The 15,679-nt window shown below is 70.4% G+C and carries 14 protein-coding genes; 7 read left to right on the top strand and 7 right to left on the bottom strand.

What is annotated here, in order from left to right; genetic code table 11:
* Positions 1 to 68: 68 nt before the first annotated feature.
* Together VJN29_RS07525 and glpX are read right to left on the bottom strand one after the other, a co-directional pair.
* Positions 69 to 1,073 carry a PfkB family carbohydrate kinase gene (locus tag VJN29_RS07525; protein WP_324143007.1) on the bottom strand — a complete coding sequence of 335 codons (1,005 nt, stop codon included), beginning with the start codon at positions 1,071 to 1,073 and terminating at the stop codon, positions 69 to 71.
* An 11-nt stretch (positions 1,074 to 1,084) separates the two neighbouring features.
* Positions 1,085 to 2,077, bottom strand: coding sequence for a class II fructose-bisphosphatase (glpX, locus tag VJN29_RS07520; RefSeq protein ID WP_324143006.1), 993 nt, complete (start codon positions 2,075 to 2,077; stop codon positions 1,085 to 1,087).
* Positions 2,078 to 2,173: 96 nt separating this feature from the next.
* Between glpX and VJN29_RS07515 the strand changes: the two genes are divergently transcribed.
* Positions 2,174 to 2,758, top strand: coding sequence for a DUF4245 domain-containing protein (locus VJN29_RS07515; protein ID WP_324143005.1), 585 nt, complete (start codon positions 2,174 to 2,176; stop codon positions 2,756 to 2,758).
* A 34-nt stretch (positions 2,759 to 2,792) separates the two neighbouring features.
* Here the strand turns inward: VJN29_RS07515 and VJN29_RS07510 are convergent, their stop codons facing one another.
* The 3 genes from VJN29_RS07510 to VJN29_RS07500 form a co-directional block, all read right to left on the bottom strand.
* Positions 2,793 to 3,074 (bottom strand): exodeoxyribonuclease VII small subunit, encoded by a 282-nt coding sequence (locus VJN29_RS07510; protein WP_324143004.1) that lies wholly within the window; start codon positions 3,072 to 3,074, stop codon positions 2,793 to 2,795.
* 10 nt (positions 3,075 to 3,084) lie between these two features.
* Positions 3,085 to 4,401: an exodeoxyribonuclease VII large subunit gene (gene xseA, locus VJN29_RS07505; protein ID WP_324143003.1), complete on the bottom strand. Its 1,317-nt coding sequence runs from the start codon at positions 4,399 to 4,401 to the stop codon at positions 3,085 to 3,087.
* A gap of 140 nt (positions 4,402 to 4,541) precedes the next feature.
* On the bottom strand, positions 4,542 to 4,691 hold the full coding sequence (locus VJN29_RS07500) for a hypothetical protein (protein WP_324143002.1): 150 nt from the start codon (positions 4,689 to 4,691) through the stop codon (positions 4,542 to 4,544).
* Positions 4,692 to 4,715: 24 nt separating this feature from the next.
* Here VJN29_RS07500 and VJN29_RS07495 point away from each other — a divergent pair, with 24 nt between their 5' ends.
* Entirely contained in the window at positions 4,716 to 5,735 is a 1,020-nt protein-coding gene (locus VJN29_RS07495) for a 4-hydroxy-3-methylbut-2-enyl diphosphate reductase (RefSeq protein ID WP_324143001.1), read from the top strand.
* Between the two features lie 30 nt (positions 5,736 to 5,765).
* On the opposite strand, the gene VJN29_RS07490 is transcribed toward VJN29_RS07495, so the two are convergent.
* Both VJN29_RS07490 and VJN29_RS07485 read right to left on the bottom strand, forming a co-directional pair.
* On the bottom strand, positions 5,766 to 7,472 hold the full coding sequence (locus VJN29_RS07490) for a substrate-binding domain-containing protein (RefSeq protein ID WP_324143000.1): 1,707 nt from the start codon (positions 7,470 to 7,472) through the stop codon (positions 5,766 to 5,768).
* 123 nt (positions 7,473 to 7,595) lie between these two features.
* Positions 7,596 to 8,810, bottom strand: a complete 1,215-nt coding sequence (locus tag VJN29_RS07485; protein WP_324142999.1) for a DNA recombination protein RmuC — start codon at positions 8,808 to 8,810, stop codon at positions 7,596 to 7,598.
* Between the two features lie 330 nt (positions 8,811 to 9,140).
* Here VJN29_RS07485 and VJN29_RS07480 point away from each other — a divergent pair, with 330 nt between their 5' ends.
* The 5 genes from VJN29_RS07480 (at position 9,141) to VJN29_RS07460 (ending at position 15,493) form a co-directional block, all read left to right on the top strand.
* Positions 9,141 to 9,986, top strand: a complete 846-nt coding sequence (locus VJN29_RS07480; RefSeq protein WP_324142998.1) for a thioesterase family protein — start codon at positions 9,141 to 9,143, stop codon at positions 9,984 to 9,986.
* Between the two features lie 181 nt (positions 9,987 to 10,167).
* The gene (locus VJN29_RS07475; RefSeq protein WP_324142997.1) at positions 10,168 to 10,971 is read left to right on the top strand and encodes an ABC transporter ATP-binding protein; all 804 of its coding nucleotides are present in this window, start codon (positions 10,168 to 10,170) and stop codon (positions 10,969 to 10,971) included.
* A 2-nt stretch (positions 10,972 to 10,973) separates the two neighbouring features.
* A complete protein-coding gene (locus tag VJN29_RS07470) occupies positions 10,974 to 13,514 on the top strand; it encodes an ABC transporter permease (RefSeq protein ID WP_324142996.1) in 2,541 nt (846 codons plus the stop codon).
* 189 nt (positions 13,515 to 13,703) lie between these two features.
* A complete protein-coding gene (ychF, locus tag VJN29_RS07465; protein WP_324142995.1) occupies positions 13,704 to 14,789 on the top strand; it encodes a redox-regulated ATPase YchF in 1,086 nt (361 codons plus the stop codon).
* A 149-nt stretch (positions 14,790 to 14,938) separates the two neighbouring features.
* The gene (locus tag VJN29_RS07460; protein ID WP_324142994.1) at positions 14,939 to 15,493 is read left to right on the top strand and encodes a DUF1269 domain-containing protein; all 555 of its coding nucleotides are present in this window, start codon (positions 14,939 to 14,941) and stop codon (positions 15,491 to 15,493) included.
* The last annotated feature ends 186 nt before the right edge of the window (positions 15,494 to 15,679 follow it).

The raw sequence follows: 15,679 nt of genomic DNA, 5'->3' as shown, positions 1-15,679 counted from the left end.
ACCGGGCACCTGGCGCGGGATTCGCCGTCGATTGTGGCTTGTGACTGCCCGTCTTGTCGAATGACCCGTCAGCCGTCGAGGTCGCCTGCGCGGGCGAGGTCGGCCCGCGTCGGGGCATGGGCCCCCGCATGGCCCACCGTGAGGCGAGCGGTCGCATTCGCGCGCTCGAGCGCGGGGACGACGGCGGCGAGATCGGCACGACGGAGCCGCTCCCGGGCAGCCGGGCCTCCGGCGAGGCCGCTCTCGAGCAGGCCGGAGAGGAGGCCGGCCATGAAGGAGTCCCCGGCCCCCACCGTGTCGACCACCGTGACTGGAGGGACGGGCGCGACGTGCGTCTCCCCGGTCCGCGTCAGCCTGAGCACGGCCCCCTGGCCGCCTCGGGTCACGACGATCACGATGGGGCCGAGCCCCGCCCACTCCGCGAGCACGTCGTCCACGGCAGCGCGGGGGCGCAGCCAGGCCAGGTCCTCCTCCGACACCTTGAGGACGTCGGAGAGCGCGACGCACTCCTCGATGATCCCTCGGACCTCGACGGGGTCGCCCATGAGCACGGGCCGGACGTTGGGGTCGTAGGAGATGGTCGCCGTGGGGCGCGCCATCCGCAGCGTGTCACGAACGGCGCCGCCACCGGGCTCGAGCACCGCCGCGATGCTGCCCGTGTGCACGTGGCCGTACTCCGTCAACCCGGGAACGGCGGCCAGCTGCCACTCCAGCTCGAACCGGTACGTCGCACCGCCGCTGCCGTCGATGGTGGCGCGCGCGACGGAGGTGAATGGGGCGCCCTGTGACCCGGGGGTCAGCTCCAGTCCCCGCTCACGGCAGTGATCCGCGATCCGGTTGCCGTGATCGTCCGTCGCGATCCACGTCGCGAGTGAGACCGGGTGGTCGAGGGCGGCGAGGCCGAGGGCGACGTTCGCGGGGCTGCCGCCGACGTGCTCGACGGCGCTACCGGAGTCCGTGCCTCCGTCACCCTCCACGACCCCGTCGGCGGTGGCCACGGCATCGATGAGCGCCTCGCCGATGACGAGCGTGCGGCCACCGCGCGCACTGCCGAGGGGGCGGCGGTCGGTCACGGCCCTGCCCTTCAGTCCTCGATCATGTCGGCGCTGCCGAACCAGCCTGGACGGCTGAAGTTGTGCTCGCTCTCGATGGTACGAATCGTCCCGCTGCGGGAACGCATGACGAGGGAGTTCGTCCGTGCGGAGTTGCTGCCGTAGCGGACTCCGCGAAGCAGCTCGCCGTCCGTGACACCGGTCGCCACGAAGAAGCAGTCGCTCGTGACGAGGTCCTCCGTGGACAGGACGCGGTCGAGGTCGTGGCCGGCGTCGAGCGCCTTCTGCCGCTCCTCGTCGTCCTTGGGCCAGAGCTTGCCCTGGATGACCCCGCCGACGCACTTGATGGCACAGGCGGCGATGATGCCCTCGGGCGTGCCCCCAATACCGAGCAGCAGGTCGACACCGGTGTTGGGTCGAGCCGCCATGACCGCACCAGCGACGTCGCCGTCGGTGATGTAGCGGATGCGAGCCCCCGTCGCCCGGACCTCCTCTGCAAGCCTGTCGTGCCGCGGCCGGTCGAGCATGACGACCGTGACGTCGGCCGTCGTCTCGCGCTTTGCCTTGGCGACGCGGCGAATGTTCTCCGCGACGGGAAGCCGGATGTCGACCACGTCGGCGGCGTCGGGACCGGTTGCCAGCTTGTCCATGTAGAACACGGCGGATGGGTCATACATGGCGCCGCGATTGGCGACGGCCATCACGGAGATGGCGTTCGGCATGCCCTTGGCCGTCAGCGTCGTCCCGTCGATCGGGTCGACGGCGACGTCGTACTCGAGGCCGGTCCCGTCGCCCACCTGCTCGCCGTTGAACAGCATGGGGGCGTTGTCCTTCTCGCCCTCGCCGATGACGACGATGCCGTTCATGCTCACCGTGGAGATCATCGCTCGCATGGCCTCCACGGCGGCCCCGTCGGCCTTGTTCTTCTCACCCCGGCCAACCCAGCGACCACCCGCCATCGCCGCCGCCTCGGTGACTCGCACAAGTTCCAGGGCAAGGTTGCGATCAGGTGGGCTGTGCTTCATCGGGTCCTCCGGCTCTGCGGCGTCGCGGTCGGCGCCAGCCTATCGGGGCGTGGGGACCGGTTTGGAGCGGTCGCGGGACTCGGGGACGATGGTCCCATGACCGTCCCGGAGACCGTGTCGACGACCGACGCCGCGCGCCCCAGCCGCTACTCGCTGGGCTCGCTTCCCAACATGCTTCGGTCCCTGCTGTTCATCGGTCTGCTCGTCGCCGGCCTCGTTGCCATCGTGCCCCGGATCGACGAGGTGCACCGTCCACCGGTCGACGCCCTCGCGAAGGCGCGGACGACGATGACGCAGACCGGAGTGCCACTCGAGCTGCCCCAGGGCCTGGGCGAGGGCTGGGTGCCCACCGTCGCGACGTACGCGCCGGGGACCGAGAAGGTCCTGACCTTCACCACGGTGTGGGAGACGCCAGCGGGCGGCGACATCGCGCTCAAGGAGGCGACCGACGTGACGGACGGCTGGCTCGCGCGGTCCGTCAACGACGGGGCGCGCAAGGGGTCGGTGAGTGTCGGCGCCCGGACCTTCGAGCGCTACGTCTCTCGGTCCGGGACGCAGGTCAGCTACGTCGAGCCCGCCGCCGGCTCCGACGCCACAACGCTCGTCGTGACGGGCACGACGGCCGAGGACGAGCTCAGGGCCTTCGTCGCGGCCCTGCGCGAGGTCAGTCCCGCCTCCTGACGGGCGGCGAGCCCTGCGCTCGGCCAGTCCACAGCTAGTCCTGCGCAGGGGCGTTCTCCCCAGCGCCGTTGGGGGACGCCGCCCCGCGTCCTCCAGTGGCCCCCTCGATCTCCGCCTGCGCGCCGTCGAGCCAGTGGGAGCAGTGGGCGGCCAGCGCTTCCCCGCGACGCCACAGCTGCATGGAGTCCTCCAGGGGCACCTGCCCTGCCTCGAGCTTGGCCACGATGGCGATGAGCTCCTCACGCGCGTCCTCGTAGCGCATCTGCTCGATCTCGGGAAACAGCGCCTTCGAGTCGTCAGCATTGCCGGATGCCATGGCGAACACCCTATGACGCCGGCGTCGGAGGTGACCTGCGTGGCTTGCGAGCCTGAGGTGGACGTGGCGAGGGCGCATCCTCGCTGCCGTCGCTCACCGGCCGCACCCCGAAGTCGCCCCTGGCCACCCTCACGCGGAGCAGCTCTCCGACGCCGACGTCCTCGCGGTCCATCACGACGCGACCGTCCCGGTGCTGGACGACGGCGTATCCGCGGTCCAGGGTCGACTGCGGCGAGAGGGCGACGACCTGACGACGGAGGTGCTCGACCTGGTCTACCGCTCGGTGCAGCCTCGCCTCCACTCGCAGTGCCGAACGCTCGCGCAGGCCCGCGAGCTCTTCCCGTCGGACGCGGACGTGGGCGACGGGGTCCGCGAGCACGGGACGGCTGACCAGGGAGCGCAGGCCCCGCCGCTCGGCCTCGAGCCGCCGGGAGGCAGCGGTGCGCAGGCGGTCACGGCTGCCCGCGACCAGGGCCAGCTCGCGTGCGGCGTCGGGGACGACCTTCTTGCCGGCATCCGTCGGCGTCGACGCACGCCAGTCGGCGACGAGGTCGAGCAGCGGCTGGTCGACATCGTGGCCAATGGCGCTGATGACCGGCGTTCGGGCCGCCGCCACGGCCCGGATCATCGCCTCGTTGGAGAAGGGCAACAGCTCCTCGAGGGCCCCACCCCCACGTGCGATGACGATGACGTCCACGTCCGTCATGGCATCGAGGTCGGCGAGGGCCGCTACGACCTCGGTGACGGCGGCGCTGCCCTGAACCGCGACCGCCCGGATCTCGAAGCGGACGGCGGGCCAGCGCCGCCGCGCGTTCTCGACGACATCCTTCTCGGCCGCCGAGTTGCGGCCCGTCACCAGACCGACCCGCCGTGGCAGGAACGGGATCGACCGCTTGCGCTCGGCATCGAAGACGCCTTCGGCCGCCAGGGTCCGCTTGAGCATCTCCACCCGGGCCAGCAGGTCTCCGATGCCGACGGGACGGATCTGCCGCGCCTCGAGCTGGAGCGTCCCGCGCCTGGTCCAGAACGTCGGCTTGGCCTGCAGGACGACCCGAGCGCCCTGCGTCAGGGGAGTCGGCATCGCGTTGACGGCATTCATCGGCACCGACACGGAAAGGGACATGTCGACATCCGGATCGCGCAAGGTGAGAAACGCCGTGCCGCCCCTTGGGGTGAACTGCACGACCTGTCCCTCGACCCACAGCTGGGACATCCGGTCGACGTAGTCGGCGATCTTGATGCTCAGGAGGCGCACCGGCCAGGGCCGCTCGGCGGTGGTGTCGGCCGCCTTCTCCGGGAGCGGGTGCGGCAACGGGTTCGCGGACACAGCCCAAAGATAGGTCGTATGTCGCCGAGGTCGGTCGCATGGGAGCCAGCCCTCTGGGCCTGCCTCTGTCGACTGGCCCGCTGATCATCATCACGAATCAGTGTGATGCAGATCAGTCGCACGCTGATTCGCCTGCCGAATCAGGGGGCCAGTGCACGTGGAGCAGCACTGCCGTTGTGCTGGCCGGCGCTCTCCCGGCCCAGGAGCCGGGGAATCACGAGGGTGGGCTCGCGGGCGTGGACGACGATCACCCAGCCCAGCGGCATACGGGCCACGATTGGGGCTGCCACGACCAGCCCGCCTAGCATGGAGGCATGACTCAGCCCGAGAAGAAGGTTCTCCTTGCCGCTCCCCGCGGCTACTGCGCCGGCGTCGACCGCGCAGTGGTGACCGTGGAGAAGGCGCTCGAGCTCTACGGGCCGCCGGTCTACGTCCGCAAGCAGATCGTCCACAACAAGCACGTCGTCAGCACTCTGGAGAAGCGTGGTGCGATCTTCGTCGAGGAGACCGAGGAGGTGCCGGAGGGCGCCACCGTCATCTTCTCGGCGCACGGCGTCGCGCCGGTCGTCCACGATGAGGCGCGCGCTCGCAGCCTCAAGACCATTGACGCGACGTGTCCCCTCGTGACCAAGGTGCACCGCGAGGCGGTCCGCTTCGCGGACGACGACTACGACATCCTCCTCATCGGCCACGAGGGGCACGAGGAGGTGGTCGGTACCTCCGGCGAGGCGCCGGAGCACATCACCCTCGTCGAGGGACCCGACGACGTCGACAACGTCACGGTCCGCGACCCCGAGAAGGTCGTCTGGCTCTCCCAGACCACGCTGTCGGTCGACGAGACGATGGAGACGGTCAAGCGCCTCAAGGAGAAGTTCCCCGCCCTGCAGAGCCCGCCCAGCGACGACATCTGCTACGCGACGCAGAACCGGCAGGGGGCCGTCAAGCAGATGGCGAGGGACACCGACCTCATGATCGTCGTGGGGTCGCGCAACTCGTCGAACTCGGTCCGCCTCGTCGAGGTCGCGCTCGAGCACGGCGCGCGTGCCGGCCACCTCGTCGACTACGCCGACGAGATCGACGAGGCCTGGCTTGACGGGGTCTCCACCGTTGGCGTGACGTCGGGCGCCAGCGTGCCCGAGGTGCTCGTGCGCGACGTGCTGGCGTGGCTCGCAGCGCGTGGCTACGAGACGGTGGAGCCGGTGGTCGCCGCGGAGGAGTCACTCCTCTTCGCCCTGCCCAACGAGCTGCGCCGCGACATCAAGCGCCTCTCGGGGAGCGAGGCCGGGTCCGTGCGCCACGACGCCGCGTTCGAGGACGCCGGCTCGTTGCACTGACGATCGTGGCCCGGCGCCTGCACCGATCGGTCAGCCGCCGAGCGCCGTCGACAGGGCCGTGGCCAGGTCGTCCGGCTCCGGTGCGGGCAGGTAGCGCCCGCCGGTCAGCTCCGCGATCGACGTCATCGCCTGGGCATCCGGCTCCGTGCCGAAGCCGATGATGTCGACGCGGACCGGGCGAGCCGGATCCTTGAGCTGGTTGATCCGGTCGGTGAGGATCTCGAGGGACGCGCCGTAGTCGTCCTCGTTGGGCCCAGCCGTGACGACAACGACGGAGTTGTCGAAGCCCTTGGCGAACGTCGAGCTGGCCTGCTCGTAGGCGGCGGCGATCGTGTCATAGAGACCGCGCCCACCGCCCACCGTCCGGTCGAGGTCGGCGATGCTCTCCCGGACAGCGAGGAAGTGCTTGTTGTCACTGAGCTTGCCGACACCTCGGAGAACTCGGAAGTCGTCCCCCTTGGTGCCGATGTGGAGCGAGTAGGCCCACAGAGCAAGGGTGTTGGCAGGCTGAATGCCGGCGATGGTGCGCAGGACCGCCGCCTGCAGGATGTCGAGCCGGGTGCCCTCCGGAGTGCGGCGCAGCATGGAGCCGGACACGTCGAGGGCGAGCAGGACCTGATCCTTCGGCGCCACGCTCGTCCATGCGGCCCTGACGTCCGCGACCACGACGGCCTCAGGCGCCGGCGCCTGCGTGATCATGCCGTGGAGCGGCGTCGGGACCCGGGGCTCGGGGCCGTCCGGTGTGGTGAACCCGGCCTCGGAGAGGGCCTCCTTGGCCTCCTCGCTGGTCAGATAGGAGGCAAAGTCCGCGACGAGCTTCGCGACCTCCGGTTTCTCGTTGACCGTGACGAGGCTGTACTGGAGAAAAGCCGCTCCGTCGGCCGGCGCCAGCGCAGCGAGGTCCTGGTGGGAGTCCGACTCGTTGAACGCGACCAGCTGCGCGGCCGGCACGACGACACCGAGGGGCGTGTTCGACTGGGCGACAGCTTGGAGATCCGGCATCGGCGTCGAGGCATTGGCCCTTGCAAGCTCGGACACCCGTTCTGGCGGGAGGCCCGGCGCGGCGGCGCCCAGGGATGCGCTACCGAGGGCGGAACGGTTCGGGTCCGGGACCCGGATCGGCGTTGCTCCGGTCATGACCGTCGACCACGTCGCCTGGTTGCCCAGCTCATCAGCCGCCGCAGCTGGGAGGGCCACGACAAGACCGCTGGAGGCGAAGGGAGCCTCGACCGTGAGCTCACGGGCCGCGAGCGACTGCGCCTGCTTGATCCACTCCGCCGAGTCGGTGACCCACGCAGCCGGCTCAGCCGACGTGCCGATCGTGCGGGCAGCGGTGAAGGCTTCAGCATTCTGGATCGTGAAGGCGGCACACGGTCCGTCCTCGTGCGTGCTGAGTGTCTCGGCGAGCGAGGCGACGATCGGCGCCACGGCTGGGGCAACAGCGATGCTGATCGGCGTCGGTTCGGCGCACGAGAGGGGCGCGGCTGCCGTGGATGGCACCCCGGTGGGTGGTGGGTCAGGGGCCAGCAGTCGCCAGCCGACGAAGCCAGCGACGGCGACGGCGACGACGGTCACTGCTGCGATGATCGCTCGCCGACGCCGTGCCTTGCGCACTCGCGCGCGGTGCGTCTGCTCTGCGCGACGGGCCGACTCGCGGAGCGACTGCTCATAGGGGCCGATGCGCCGTCCCGTCGAAGGACGTTCCTCTTCTGGCGTGGGCCCCCCGCCCGCGGTCACTGTGTACCACCATGCACGCGGCAATTGTCCGGGGGCAACCTGTGGAAGTCCACTTTCCGCTGCCCGGTGTGCCGTAACGTGCCACATTCGTGTCGTTCAGGGACTGGTTGTGGCTTGCGGGTCCTACGCCGAGGCCTCGGCTGACGCTGCTGGCGTGTCGGTCGCCCTCTCCCGGGCCAGGTGGGCCGCGTCGCGTGACGCTCGGCCGAGCTCGTCGAGCTCGTTCAGCAGCTCCGGTGCGCTCAGGGCGCGGGGGGCGGACTCCAGCGGGTCGAGACCCACGCCGGGCTCCTGGGCGATCCCGAGCTCGTGGAGGCGTCGCGCCGTGACGAGGACGCGCGACTCGAGCGTCCCGACGAACCGGTTGTAGTGCTCGACGCTGCGCGCGAGCGACTGGCCCATCGACGTGACGTGGGTGCCCAGGGTCGACAGGCGCACGTGCAGGTCCTGGCCGAGCGCGAGCAGGTCACGCGCACTCTGCTCCAGGGCGTCCTGCTGCCAGACGGCGCCGATGGTGCGCAGGACGGCGAACAGGGTGCCCGGTGAGGCGAGCACGACCTTGCGACCGAGGGCGTGCTCGTAGAGTCCCGGGTCGTCGGCGAGAGCGGCCCCGAGGATGGCTTCCCCGGGCACGAAGCACACCACCACCTCGGGCGAGCGTGTGAACGCGCTCCAGTACGCCTTTCCCGCGAGGGAGTCGACGTGTCGTCGCAGGGCGGTGGCATGCGCCGCCAACAGCTCGGTGCGCTCCTGCGCCCCGACGGTCTCGGCCTGAGCCTGGAGGAAGTGGGACATCGGCGCCTTGCTGTCGACGACCACGTGGCGCGCACCGGGCAGGTTGATCACCGCGTCGGGACGCACCGTCGCACCATGGCGCGAGGTGCGCGTGACCTGCTCGTCGAAGTCGCAGCGCGCCAACAGCCCGGACAGCTCGAGGACGCGGCGCAGCTGCACCTCGCCCCAGGCGCCGCGCACCGAGGAGGCACTGAGTGCGGTCGCGAGCGTGGCCGTCTCCGATCGGAGCGACTCGGTCGAGCGGCTGACCGCGGTGAGGCGCTCGCCCAGCTCGCCGAACTGCTCCACCCGGTCGCGTTCGAGCGCGCCGACCTGCCGCTCGACCCGGCCGATCGTGTCGCGCAGCGGCGCCAGCAGGGCGGCCGCATCAGCGGACTCCGCGCGGGCCAGCTCGAGGTCCGCCAAGCGGACCTGCAGCAGGTCTCGCTCGGCCTCTGCGGCAGTCGCCCGCGACAGGAGGGAGCCTCGCACCCAAAGGAAGGCGATGAACCCGCCGAGGACCAGCCCGACGACAAGACCGGCAAACAGTGCAGCTCCGTCCATGTCGCCACCGTCCCAGACTGCGCCGACAGCCTGCGGGACCACCACGCGGGATCCGCGGTGGGTTGACGTCGTTGGCCTTGCCGTGCGAGTGCGGCGAGCGCCGTGACGCGTTGCCGGTGACACGACGGCGGCGCCTGCGGGCACGCGGGCCCGGGGATCTACATCGTGGCGCCGAGGCTTGCCAGTGGCAGTGCCAGTGGCAGTGGCAGTGGGAGTGCCAGTGTCTTGGGTCGAGACACGTGAGCCCGCTTTCGAGCGGCTCACCGGGAAGATGCCGTGAGGCGGGGGATGGTTCCAGGACCGGGAGGGCGGTCTGCTAGAACACACGGTGTGAGTGAGTACGACGAGGCCATCCGGATCGACCCCGGCGGCACCCCGGCCACCCGGCACGGCGCCTTCAGCGAGGGGTGGATGATCGGCAACGCCGTCAACGGCGGAGTGGTGATGGCGGCGGCGCTCACGGCCCTCGGGCAGCACCTGTCCCACGACCCCACCGAGACGACCCTCCACGTCGACCCCGTCGTCGTCAGCGCCTACTTCATGACCGCGTCCCAACCGGGCCCGTTCACGGCCTCCACCGAGGTCATGCGGACCGGTCGTCTCCTGTCGACCGGCGAGGTGAGCGTCTCGCAGGACCTCGACGGCCAGCAGGTCGAGCGGATGCGGGCCATCGCCTCCTTCGGCAACCTCGACGACGTCGACGCGAGCCGCCAGTCGACGCCGCCGGACCTGCCGCCCCCGGACGAGTGCGTCTCGTCGGAACAGGCCCCGCCGGAGTTCCTCGCGCACAGCAGCTTCCTCGACCGGGTCGACCTCCGCCTCGATCCCGCCACGGCCGGGTGGGCGGTCGGCAGGCCGTCGATGCAGGGGCAGATCCGGGGGTGGCTGCGGCTGCGCGACCACCGCGAGCCCGACACGACGCTGCTCGCGCTGGCCCTGGACGCGTTCCCCCCGGTGGCCTTCGACCTCGGCCTCTATGGGTGGACGCCGACCCTCGAGTTCACCGGTCACATCCGGCGGCGTCCGGCGCCGGGCTGGCTGCAGGTCGTCCTGTCGACGGAGAACTATGCCGGAGGCATGCTCGAGGAGGACGCCCGGATCTGGGACTCGGGCGGCAACCTCGTGGCGCAGTCGCGCCAGCTGTGCGGGGTGCGTCCCCTGCGCACGACCCCCTGAGCCTCGTCCCTCCGGGCATGCCGTATGCCGCTGGGCCGGCCTGCGCTCGACGGTGACGTCCGTCGGGGTCGGGTCACTGACGTCAGGGTCGGATCGGGGCGGATCCCTGATGCCCGTGGCTGGACTGGGTTGCCAGACTCACCGAGTTGAACGACGAATCCACGAAACGGGGGGACCCACGATGACCGACCTGACCGACAACCGCGGGGCGGCGGCGAGCGCCGTCGACCTGGTGAAGACCTACGGGCAGGACGAGGCCCAGGTCCGGGCCCTCGACGGGGTGACCGTCGACCTGAACCGCGGTGAGTTCACGGCCGTGATGGGCCCCTCGGGCTCCGGCAAGTCGACGCTCATGCACTGTCTCGCCGCACTCGACACCCCGACCTCGGGCGATGCCGTCGTCGACGGCATCGCGCTGGGGCAGCTGAAGGACAACGACCTGACCGCGCTGCGACGTGAGCGGATCGGCTTCGTGTTCCAGGCCTTCAACCTCGTGCCCACCCTCACCGCCGAGGAGAACATCGTCCTGCCGCTCAGCCTCGCGGGCCGCAAGCCCGACCAGGCGTGGTTCGACGAGGTGGTTGACGCGGTCGGTCTCCGCCCACGCCTCGGGCACCGGCCCGCCGAGCTGTCCGGCGGCCAGCAGCAGCGCGTGGCCTGTGCCCGCGCCCTGGTGAGCAAGCCCTCGATCGTCTTCGCCGACGAGCCCACCGGCAACCTCGACAGCACGAGCGGGGCGGAGGTGCTCGGCTTCCTGCGTCGCAGCGTCGACGAGTTCGGCCAGACCGTCGTCATGGTCACGCACGACCCCGTCGCGGCGTCGTACACCGACCGGGTGCTGTTCCTCGCCGACGGCCGGATCGTCGACGAGCTGCGCGCTCCGGACCGCGACCAGATCCTCGAGCGAATGGCGCGGCTCCACGACGCCGCCGCGGCCAAGTCGGCCGCCCAGCGGGGCAGCGTCGACGCGAAGGTGGCGGGCTGACCATGCTCCGCCTGACCTGGCGCAACCTCGTGGCGCGCAAGCTGCGCCTCCTCATGAGCACGCTCGCCATCGTGCTCGGCATCGGCTTCCTCGCCGGCGTGATGACCTTCAGCAGCGGACTCAACGCCACCTTCGACAACATCATCAAGGGCTCGACGCAGGACGGGGTGGTCCGCACCGAGGGCGAGGCCTCGTTCGAGGCCTCGGGAGCTGGGACCTCAGCGTTGCTGACGCCTGACGACGTCGCGCGGCTCGACGCGCTGCCCGAAGTGGCCAGGGCGGCGGGGTCCGTCGACGGCCTGGGCTCCTACCTGCTCGGCAAGGACGGCAAGGTGGTCGGCGGGCAGGGTGCCCCGACCCTTGCCTTCAACTACGCCGAGAGCGAGAACATGCTCGGTGAGCCGGTCCTGGAGCTCGAGTCGGGCCGCTGGCCGGAACGAGCCGGCGAGGTGGCCCTCGACGCCTCCTCGGCCGAGCGCGGCACCTACCGGATCGGCGACACCGTGTCGCTCATCGTGCCCTTCGGCGAGCCGCGGAGGACGTTCGAGCTGGTCGGGACCGGCAACCTCAACGGCGGCGGCACGGCCGGGGCGACCCTCGTGCTCCTCGAGACGGGGCAGGCCCAGGACATCTTCCTCGGCGGGCAGGACGGCTTCACGTCCGTGGCCCTCACTGCCGCCGACGGGGTGACCCAGGGTGACCTCGCCGTCGCCGCCAAGAAGGTCGTCCCGACGGGGTTCACCGCCGTCACCGGCGACGAGGTCGTGGCCGAGTCCCAGGACCAGGTCGGGCAGTTCCTCGGTGTCTTCTCGATCTTCCTCACCGCCTTCGCGGTCATCGCGATCGTCGTCGGCGCGTTCATCATCTTCAACACGTTCTCGATCCTCGTGGGCCAGCGCGTGCGCGAGTCCGCCCTGCTGCGAGCCCTCGGGGCGAGCAAGAAGCAGGTGACCCGGTCGGTGCTCGTCGAGGCCTTCCTCATGGCCCTCGTCGGCAGCACGCTCGGCCTCCTCCTCGGGCTCGGCCTCTCGCGCGCGCTCGCCGCGGTCTTCCGGGCCATCGGCCTCGACATCTCCGGCGACGTTCTCACGCTGAACCTCGGCACCGTCGTGGCGGCGTACGTGGTCGGGATCATCGTCACCATGGTGGCCGCCCTCGTGCCGGCACGCCGGGCGTCGAAGGTCTCGCCGGTCGCGGCGCTGCGGGACGACCTGACCGTCCAGGAGAAGGGCCTGCACCGCAGGCTGGTCTTCGGCACCATCGCCCTGGTCGTCGGCGGCGCGCTCGTCGTAGCCGGGTTCGCCGACGCGCCGGGCAGCAGCGCCCTCTGGATCGGCGCCGGCGCGGTGATCTGGGTCGTCACCGTCGCGGTGATGGCTCCCGTCCTCGGCCACCCTGTGCTGGTCGCGTGCCGGGCCGTCTTCGGCCGCCTCTTCGGCACGGCGGGCCGCCTCGCCGGCGAGAACGCGCTGCGCAACCCGCGGCGGACGGGTGCGACGGCCTCGGCACTGATGATCGGCCTCGCCGTCGTGTCAGCCGTCGCCGTGCTGGCAGCCTCCACCGACAAGACCAACGCCGCGTTGATCGACGAGCAGTTCCGCAGCGACTTCCTCGTGCAGTCGCCGACCTTCCAGAGCTTCCCGACGAGCATCGGCGACCAGATGGAGCGCGTCGACGGCGTCGCGACGGTCAGCCGGCAGCAGTACACCCCCGCGCTGATCGGCGGCGAGCAGGCCACCGTGACCGGCAACGACGAGAGCTTCGGCCAGATCTACCAGCTCGACATGGTGCAGGGGACGCAGGCGATCTCCGGTGACGAGGTGCTCCTGACCAAGGACACCGCCGTCCAGCACTCCGTCGGGGTCGGGGACACCCTCGCCGTCGCCTTCCCGGGCGGCAAGTCCATCGACCTGGAGGTCGCCGGCATCTTCGAGTCCTCCTATGCCACGGGCTCGATCTCCGTCCCGATGTCGGTCCTCGAGCAGGCCGGTCTCAAGCGCAGCGACGTCACGCTGAGCATCAACGTCGACGAGGGGGCCGATCTGGCGGCTGTCCAGACGGCGCTCGACAGGGTCGTCAAGGACATCCCGATCGTGTCGGTCCAGGACAAGGTGGAGTTCACCGAGACGACGAGCGGCCAGATCAACCAGCTGCTGGCGATCATCTATGCCCTCCTGGCGCTCGCCGTCATCATCGCGGTCATCGGCATCGTCAACACCCTCGGCCTCAGCGTCCTCGAGCGCACCCGCGAGATCGGCCTGCTGCGGGCGGTCGGCCTGAGCAGGCGCCGGCTGAGGCGGATGGTCACCCTCGAGTCGGTGGCGATCGCCCTGCTCGGAGCACTGCTCGGCATGGGGCTGGGCCTGGCCATCGGGGTCCTGCTGCGCCAGTCCCTCTCCGACGACCTGACCGAGCTGGCGCTGCCGGTTGGCAGCCTGGTCGCCTTCCTTGCCGTGGCGGTCATCTTCGGCGTCCTCGCCGCCATCGTCCCAGCCATCCGGGCGTCCCGGATGAAGGTCCTCGACGCGATCGCGACCGAGTAGCCGTCGATGGGTCAACCAACCGGAACCAGAGCGCACAACCGCACCCCCCGTGCTCACGCGCCTGCATACTTCCGGTTGGTTGACCCGACCCACTGAGCCCGGGTGGGACCGGGCGTGCGTGGGGAAGCGAGCTCAGCGGCATACGGCATGGTCCTGGGCCGGCCACACGCCGACTAAACTCTTGACCCCGTGGCACTCACCATCGGAATCGTCGGACTCCCCAACGTCGGCAAGTCGACGCTCTTCAACGCGCTGACCAAGAACACCGTGCTCGCGGCGAACTACCCGTTCGCGACGATCGAGCCGAACATCGGCGTCGTGCCGCTGCCCGACGAGCGGCTCGGTGTGCTGGCCGAGATCTTCGGGTCCGAGCGGATCCTGCCCGCGACGGTGAGCTTCGTCGACATCGCCGGGCTCGTGCGTGGCGCGAGTGAGGGGGAGGGGCTCGGCAACAAGTTCCTCGCCAACATCCGCGAGTCGGACGCGATCTGCCAGGTCGTGCGGGTCTTCAACGACGACGACGTCGCCCATGTCGACGGCAAGATCAGCCCCGAGGGCGACATCGAGACGATCCACACCGAGCTGGTCCTCGCGGACCTCCAGACCCTCGAGAGGGCGGTGCCCCGCCTCGAGAAGGAGGCGCGGATCAACAAGGACAAGAAGGCGGCCCTCGGCAACGCGCTCGCGGCTCAGCGGGTGCTCGAGGAGGGCAGGACGCTGTATGCCGCTGGGCCGGCTTCCGGGGTCGACCTGGCCGAGGCGAAGGGGCTGGGTCTGCTGACCACGAAGCCCTTCATCTTCGTCTTCAACCTCGATGAGGACCAGCTCGCCGACGTGGAGCTGCAGGAGCGGCTGAAGGCGCACGTGGCCCCGGCGGACTCGGTGTTCCTCAACGCCAAGCTCGAGATGGACCTGATGGACATGGAGCCGGACGAGGCGCTCGAGCTGCTGGAGAGCTTCGGCGCCAAGGAGTCGGGCCTGAACCAGCTGGCACGGCAGGGCTTCCACACGCTCGGGCTGCAGACCTACCTGACCGCCGGGCCGAAGGAGGCGCGCGCGTGGACGATCGGCAAGGGCTGGACCGCGCCGCAGGCGGCGGGGGTCATCCACACCGACTTCCAGCGCGGGTTCATCAAGGCCGAGGTCGTGTCGTTCGACGACCTGGTGGCGGCCGGGTCGATGGCTGCCGCCAAGGCGGCCGGCAAGGTGCGGATCGAGGGCAAGGACTACGTCATGCAGGACGGCGACGTGGTCGAGTTCCGCTTCAACGTGTGACGGGGACCGCCCGCGCGGTTTCCCCGATGACCTTTCCACGCTGGCTGCGACGTCGAGGACGTGGGCAGCTGCGAGGCACGGACTGGACAGAACGCGGCTAGCCTGAGTACCGACCGGGGAGGGTGCACGGATCGACTGGAGGTTCTCTGATGGCGTTCGACACGTTCACCGTCCTGGTCGGTGTCTACCCCGACCTGGAGTCCGCCGAGAGCGACTACGACCTGGTGAAGGAGCTCCACTCCAAGGAGCAGCTCATGGACGGCTACGACGCCGCGGTGATCCACCGCCGCCCGGACGGCAAGGTCAAGATCACGCGGAAGCACGAGACACCGACCCGGGTCGGCGGCGTGCTCGGTGGTGGCGCTGGGCTGGCCACCGGACTCGTCGTCGCGCTCTTCCCGTTCGCCGCGGTCGGTAGCGGGCTGCTTGCGGCCACGTCCGCCGGTGGGGCAATCCTGGGTGCCGTGGCTGGCCATGCGGCCGCGGGCATGAGCCGCAACGACCTCAAGGAGCTCGGGGAGTCCCTCGACGAGGGCGAGGCCGGCCTCATCGTCGTCGGGGTCACGGACATGGAGGCCAGGATCGAGGATGCGATGCGCCGTTCCGAGAAGCTGCAGAAGAAGCAGCTGAAGGCTGACGCCAAGACCCTCGAGCGCGACGCAACGGAAGCAAGCGGCCGGTCGTCAGGCCGAGAAGAGGTGTGATGCCGCTGCTTCGAGCGGTGTGTTGGGGCCATCACCGGCGGGTCCTGCGATGAGCGACAGCGTGTTCGTGCTGCACGCCGGAGGGACCATCGGGATGGTCGACACGCCTGATGGTCACGCTCCCGTTGCGGGTGCGCTGGGTCCCTACCTCGACTGGATCGTGGAGAGCTCGAGGGGTGACTTGCC

Origin of the sequence: Intrasporangium sp. (genome assembly GCF_035280925.1) — a bacterium.
Classification (GTDB): domain Bacteria; phylum Actinomycetota; class Actinomycetes; order Actinomycetales; family Dermatophilaceae; genus Intrasporangium.
The sequence above is the reverse complement of the archived record's forward strand: the minus strand, read 5'-3'. Positions and strand labels throughout refer to the sequence as shown.

Coding starts and splice junctions, on each gene's coding strand:
- glpX (WP_324143006.1), bottom strand. CDS start 2,077: ATGAAGCACAGCCCACCTGATCGCAACCTTGCCCTGGAACTTGTGCGA.
- VJN29_RS07515 (WP_324143005.1), top strand. CDS start 2,174: ATGACCGTCCCGGAGACCGTGTCGACGACCGACGCCGCGCGCCCCAGC.
- VJN29_RS07510 (WP_324143004.1), bottom strand. CDS start 3,074: ATGGCATCCGGCAATGCTGACGACTCGAAGGCGCTGTTTCCCGAGATC.
- VJN29_RS07495 (WP_324143001.1), top strand. CDS start 4,716: ATGACTCAGCCCGAGAAGAAGGTTCTCCTTGCCGCTCCCCGCGGCTAC.
- VJN29_RS07485 (WP_324142999.1), bottom strand. CDS start 8,810: ATGGACGGAGCTGCACTGTTTGCCGGTCTTGTCGTCGGGCTGGTCCTC.
- VJN29_RS07475 (WP_324142997.1), top strand. CDS start 10,168: ATGACCGACCTGACCGACAACCGCGGGGCGGCGGCGAGCGCCGTCGAC.
- VJN29_RS07470 (WP_324142996.1), top strand. CDS start 10,974: ATGCTCCGCCTGACCTGGCGCAACCTCGTGGCGCGCAAGCTGCGCCTC.
- VJN29_RS07460 (WP_324142994.1), top strand. CDS start 14,939: ATGGCGTTCGACACGTTCACCGTCCTGGTCGGTGTCTACCCCGACCTG.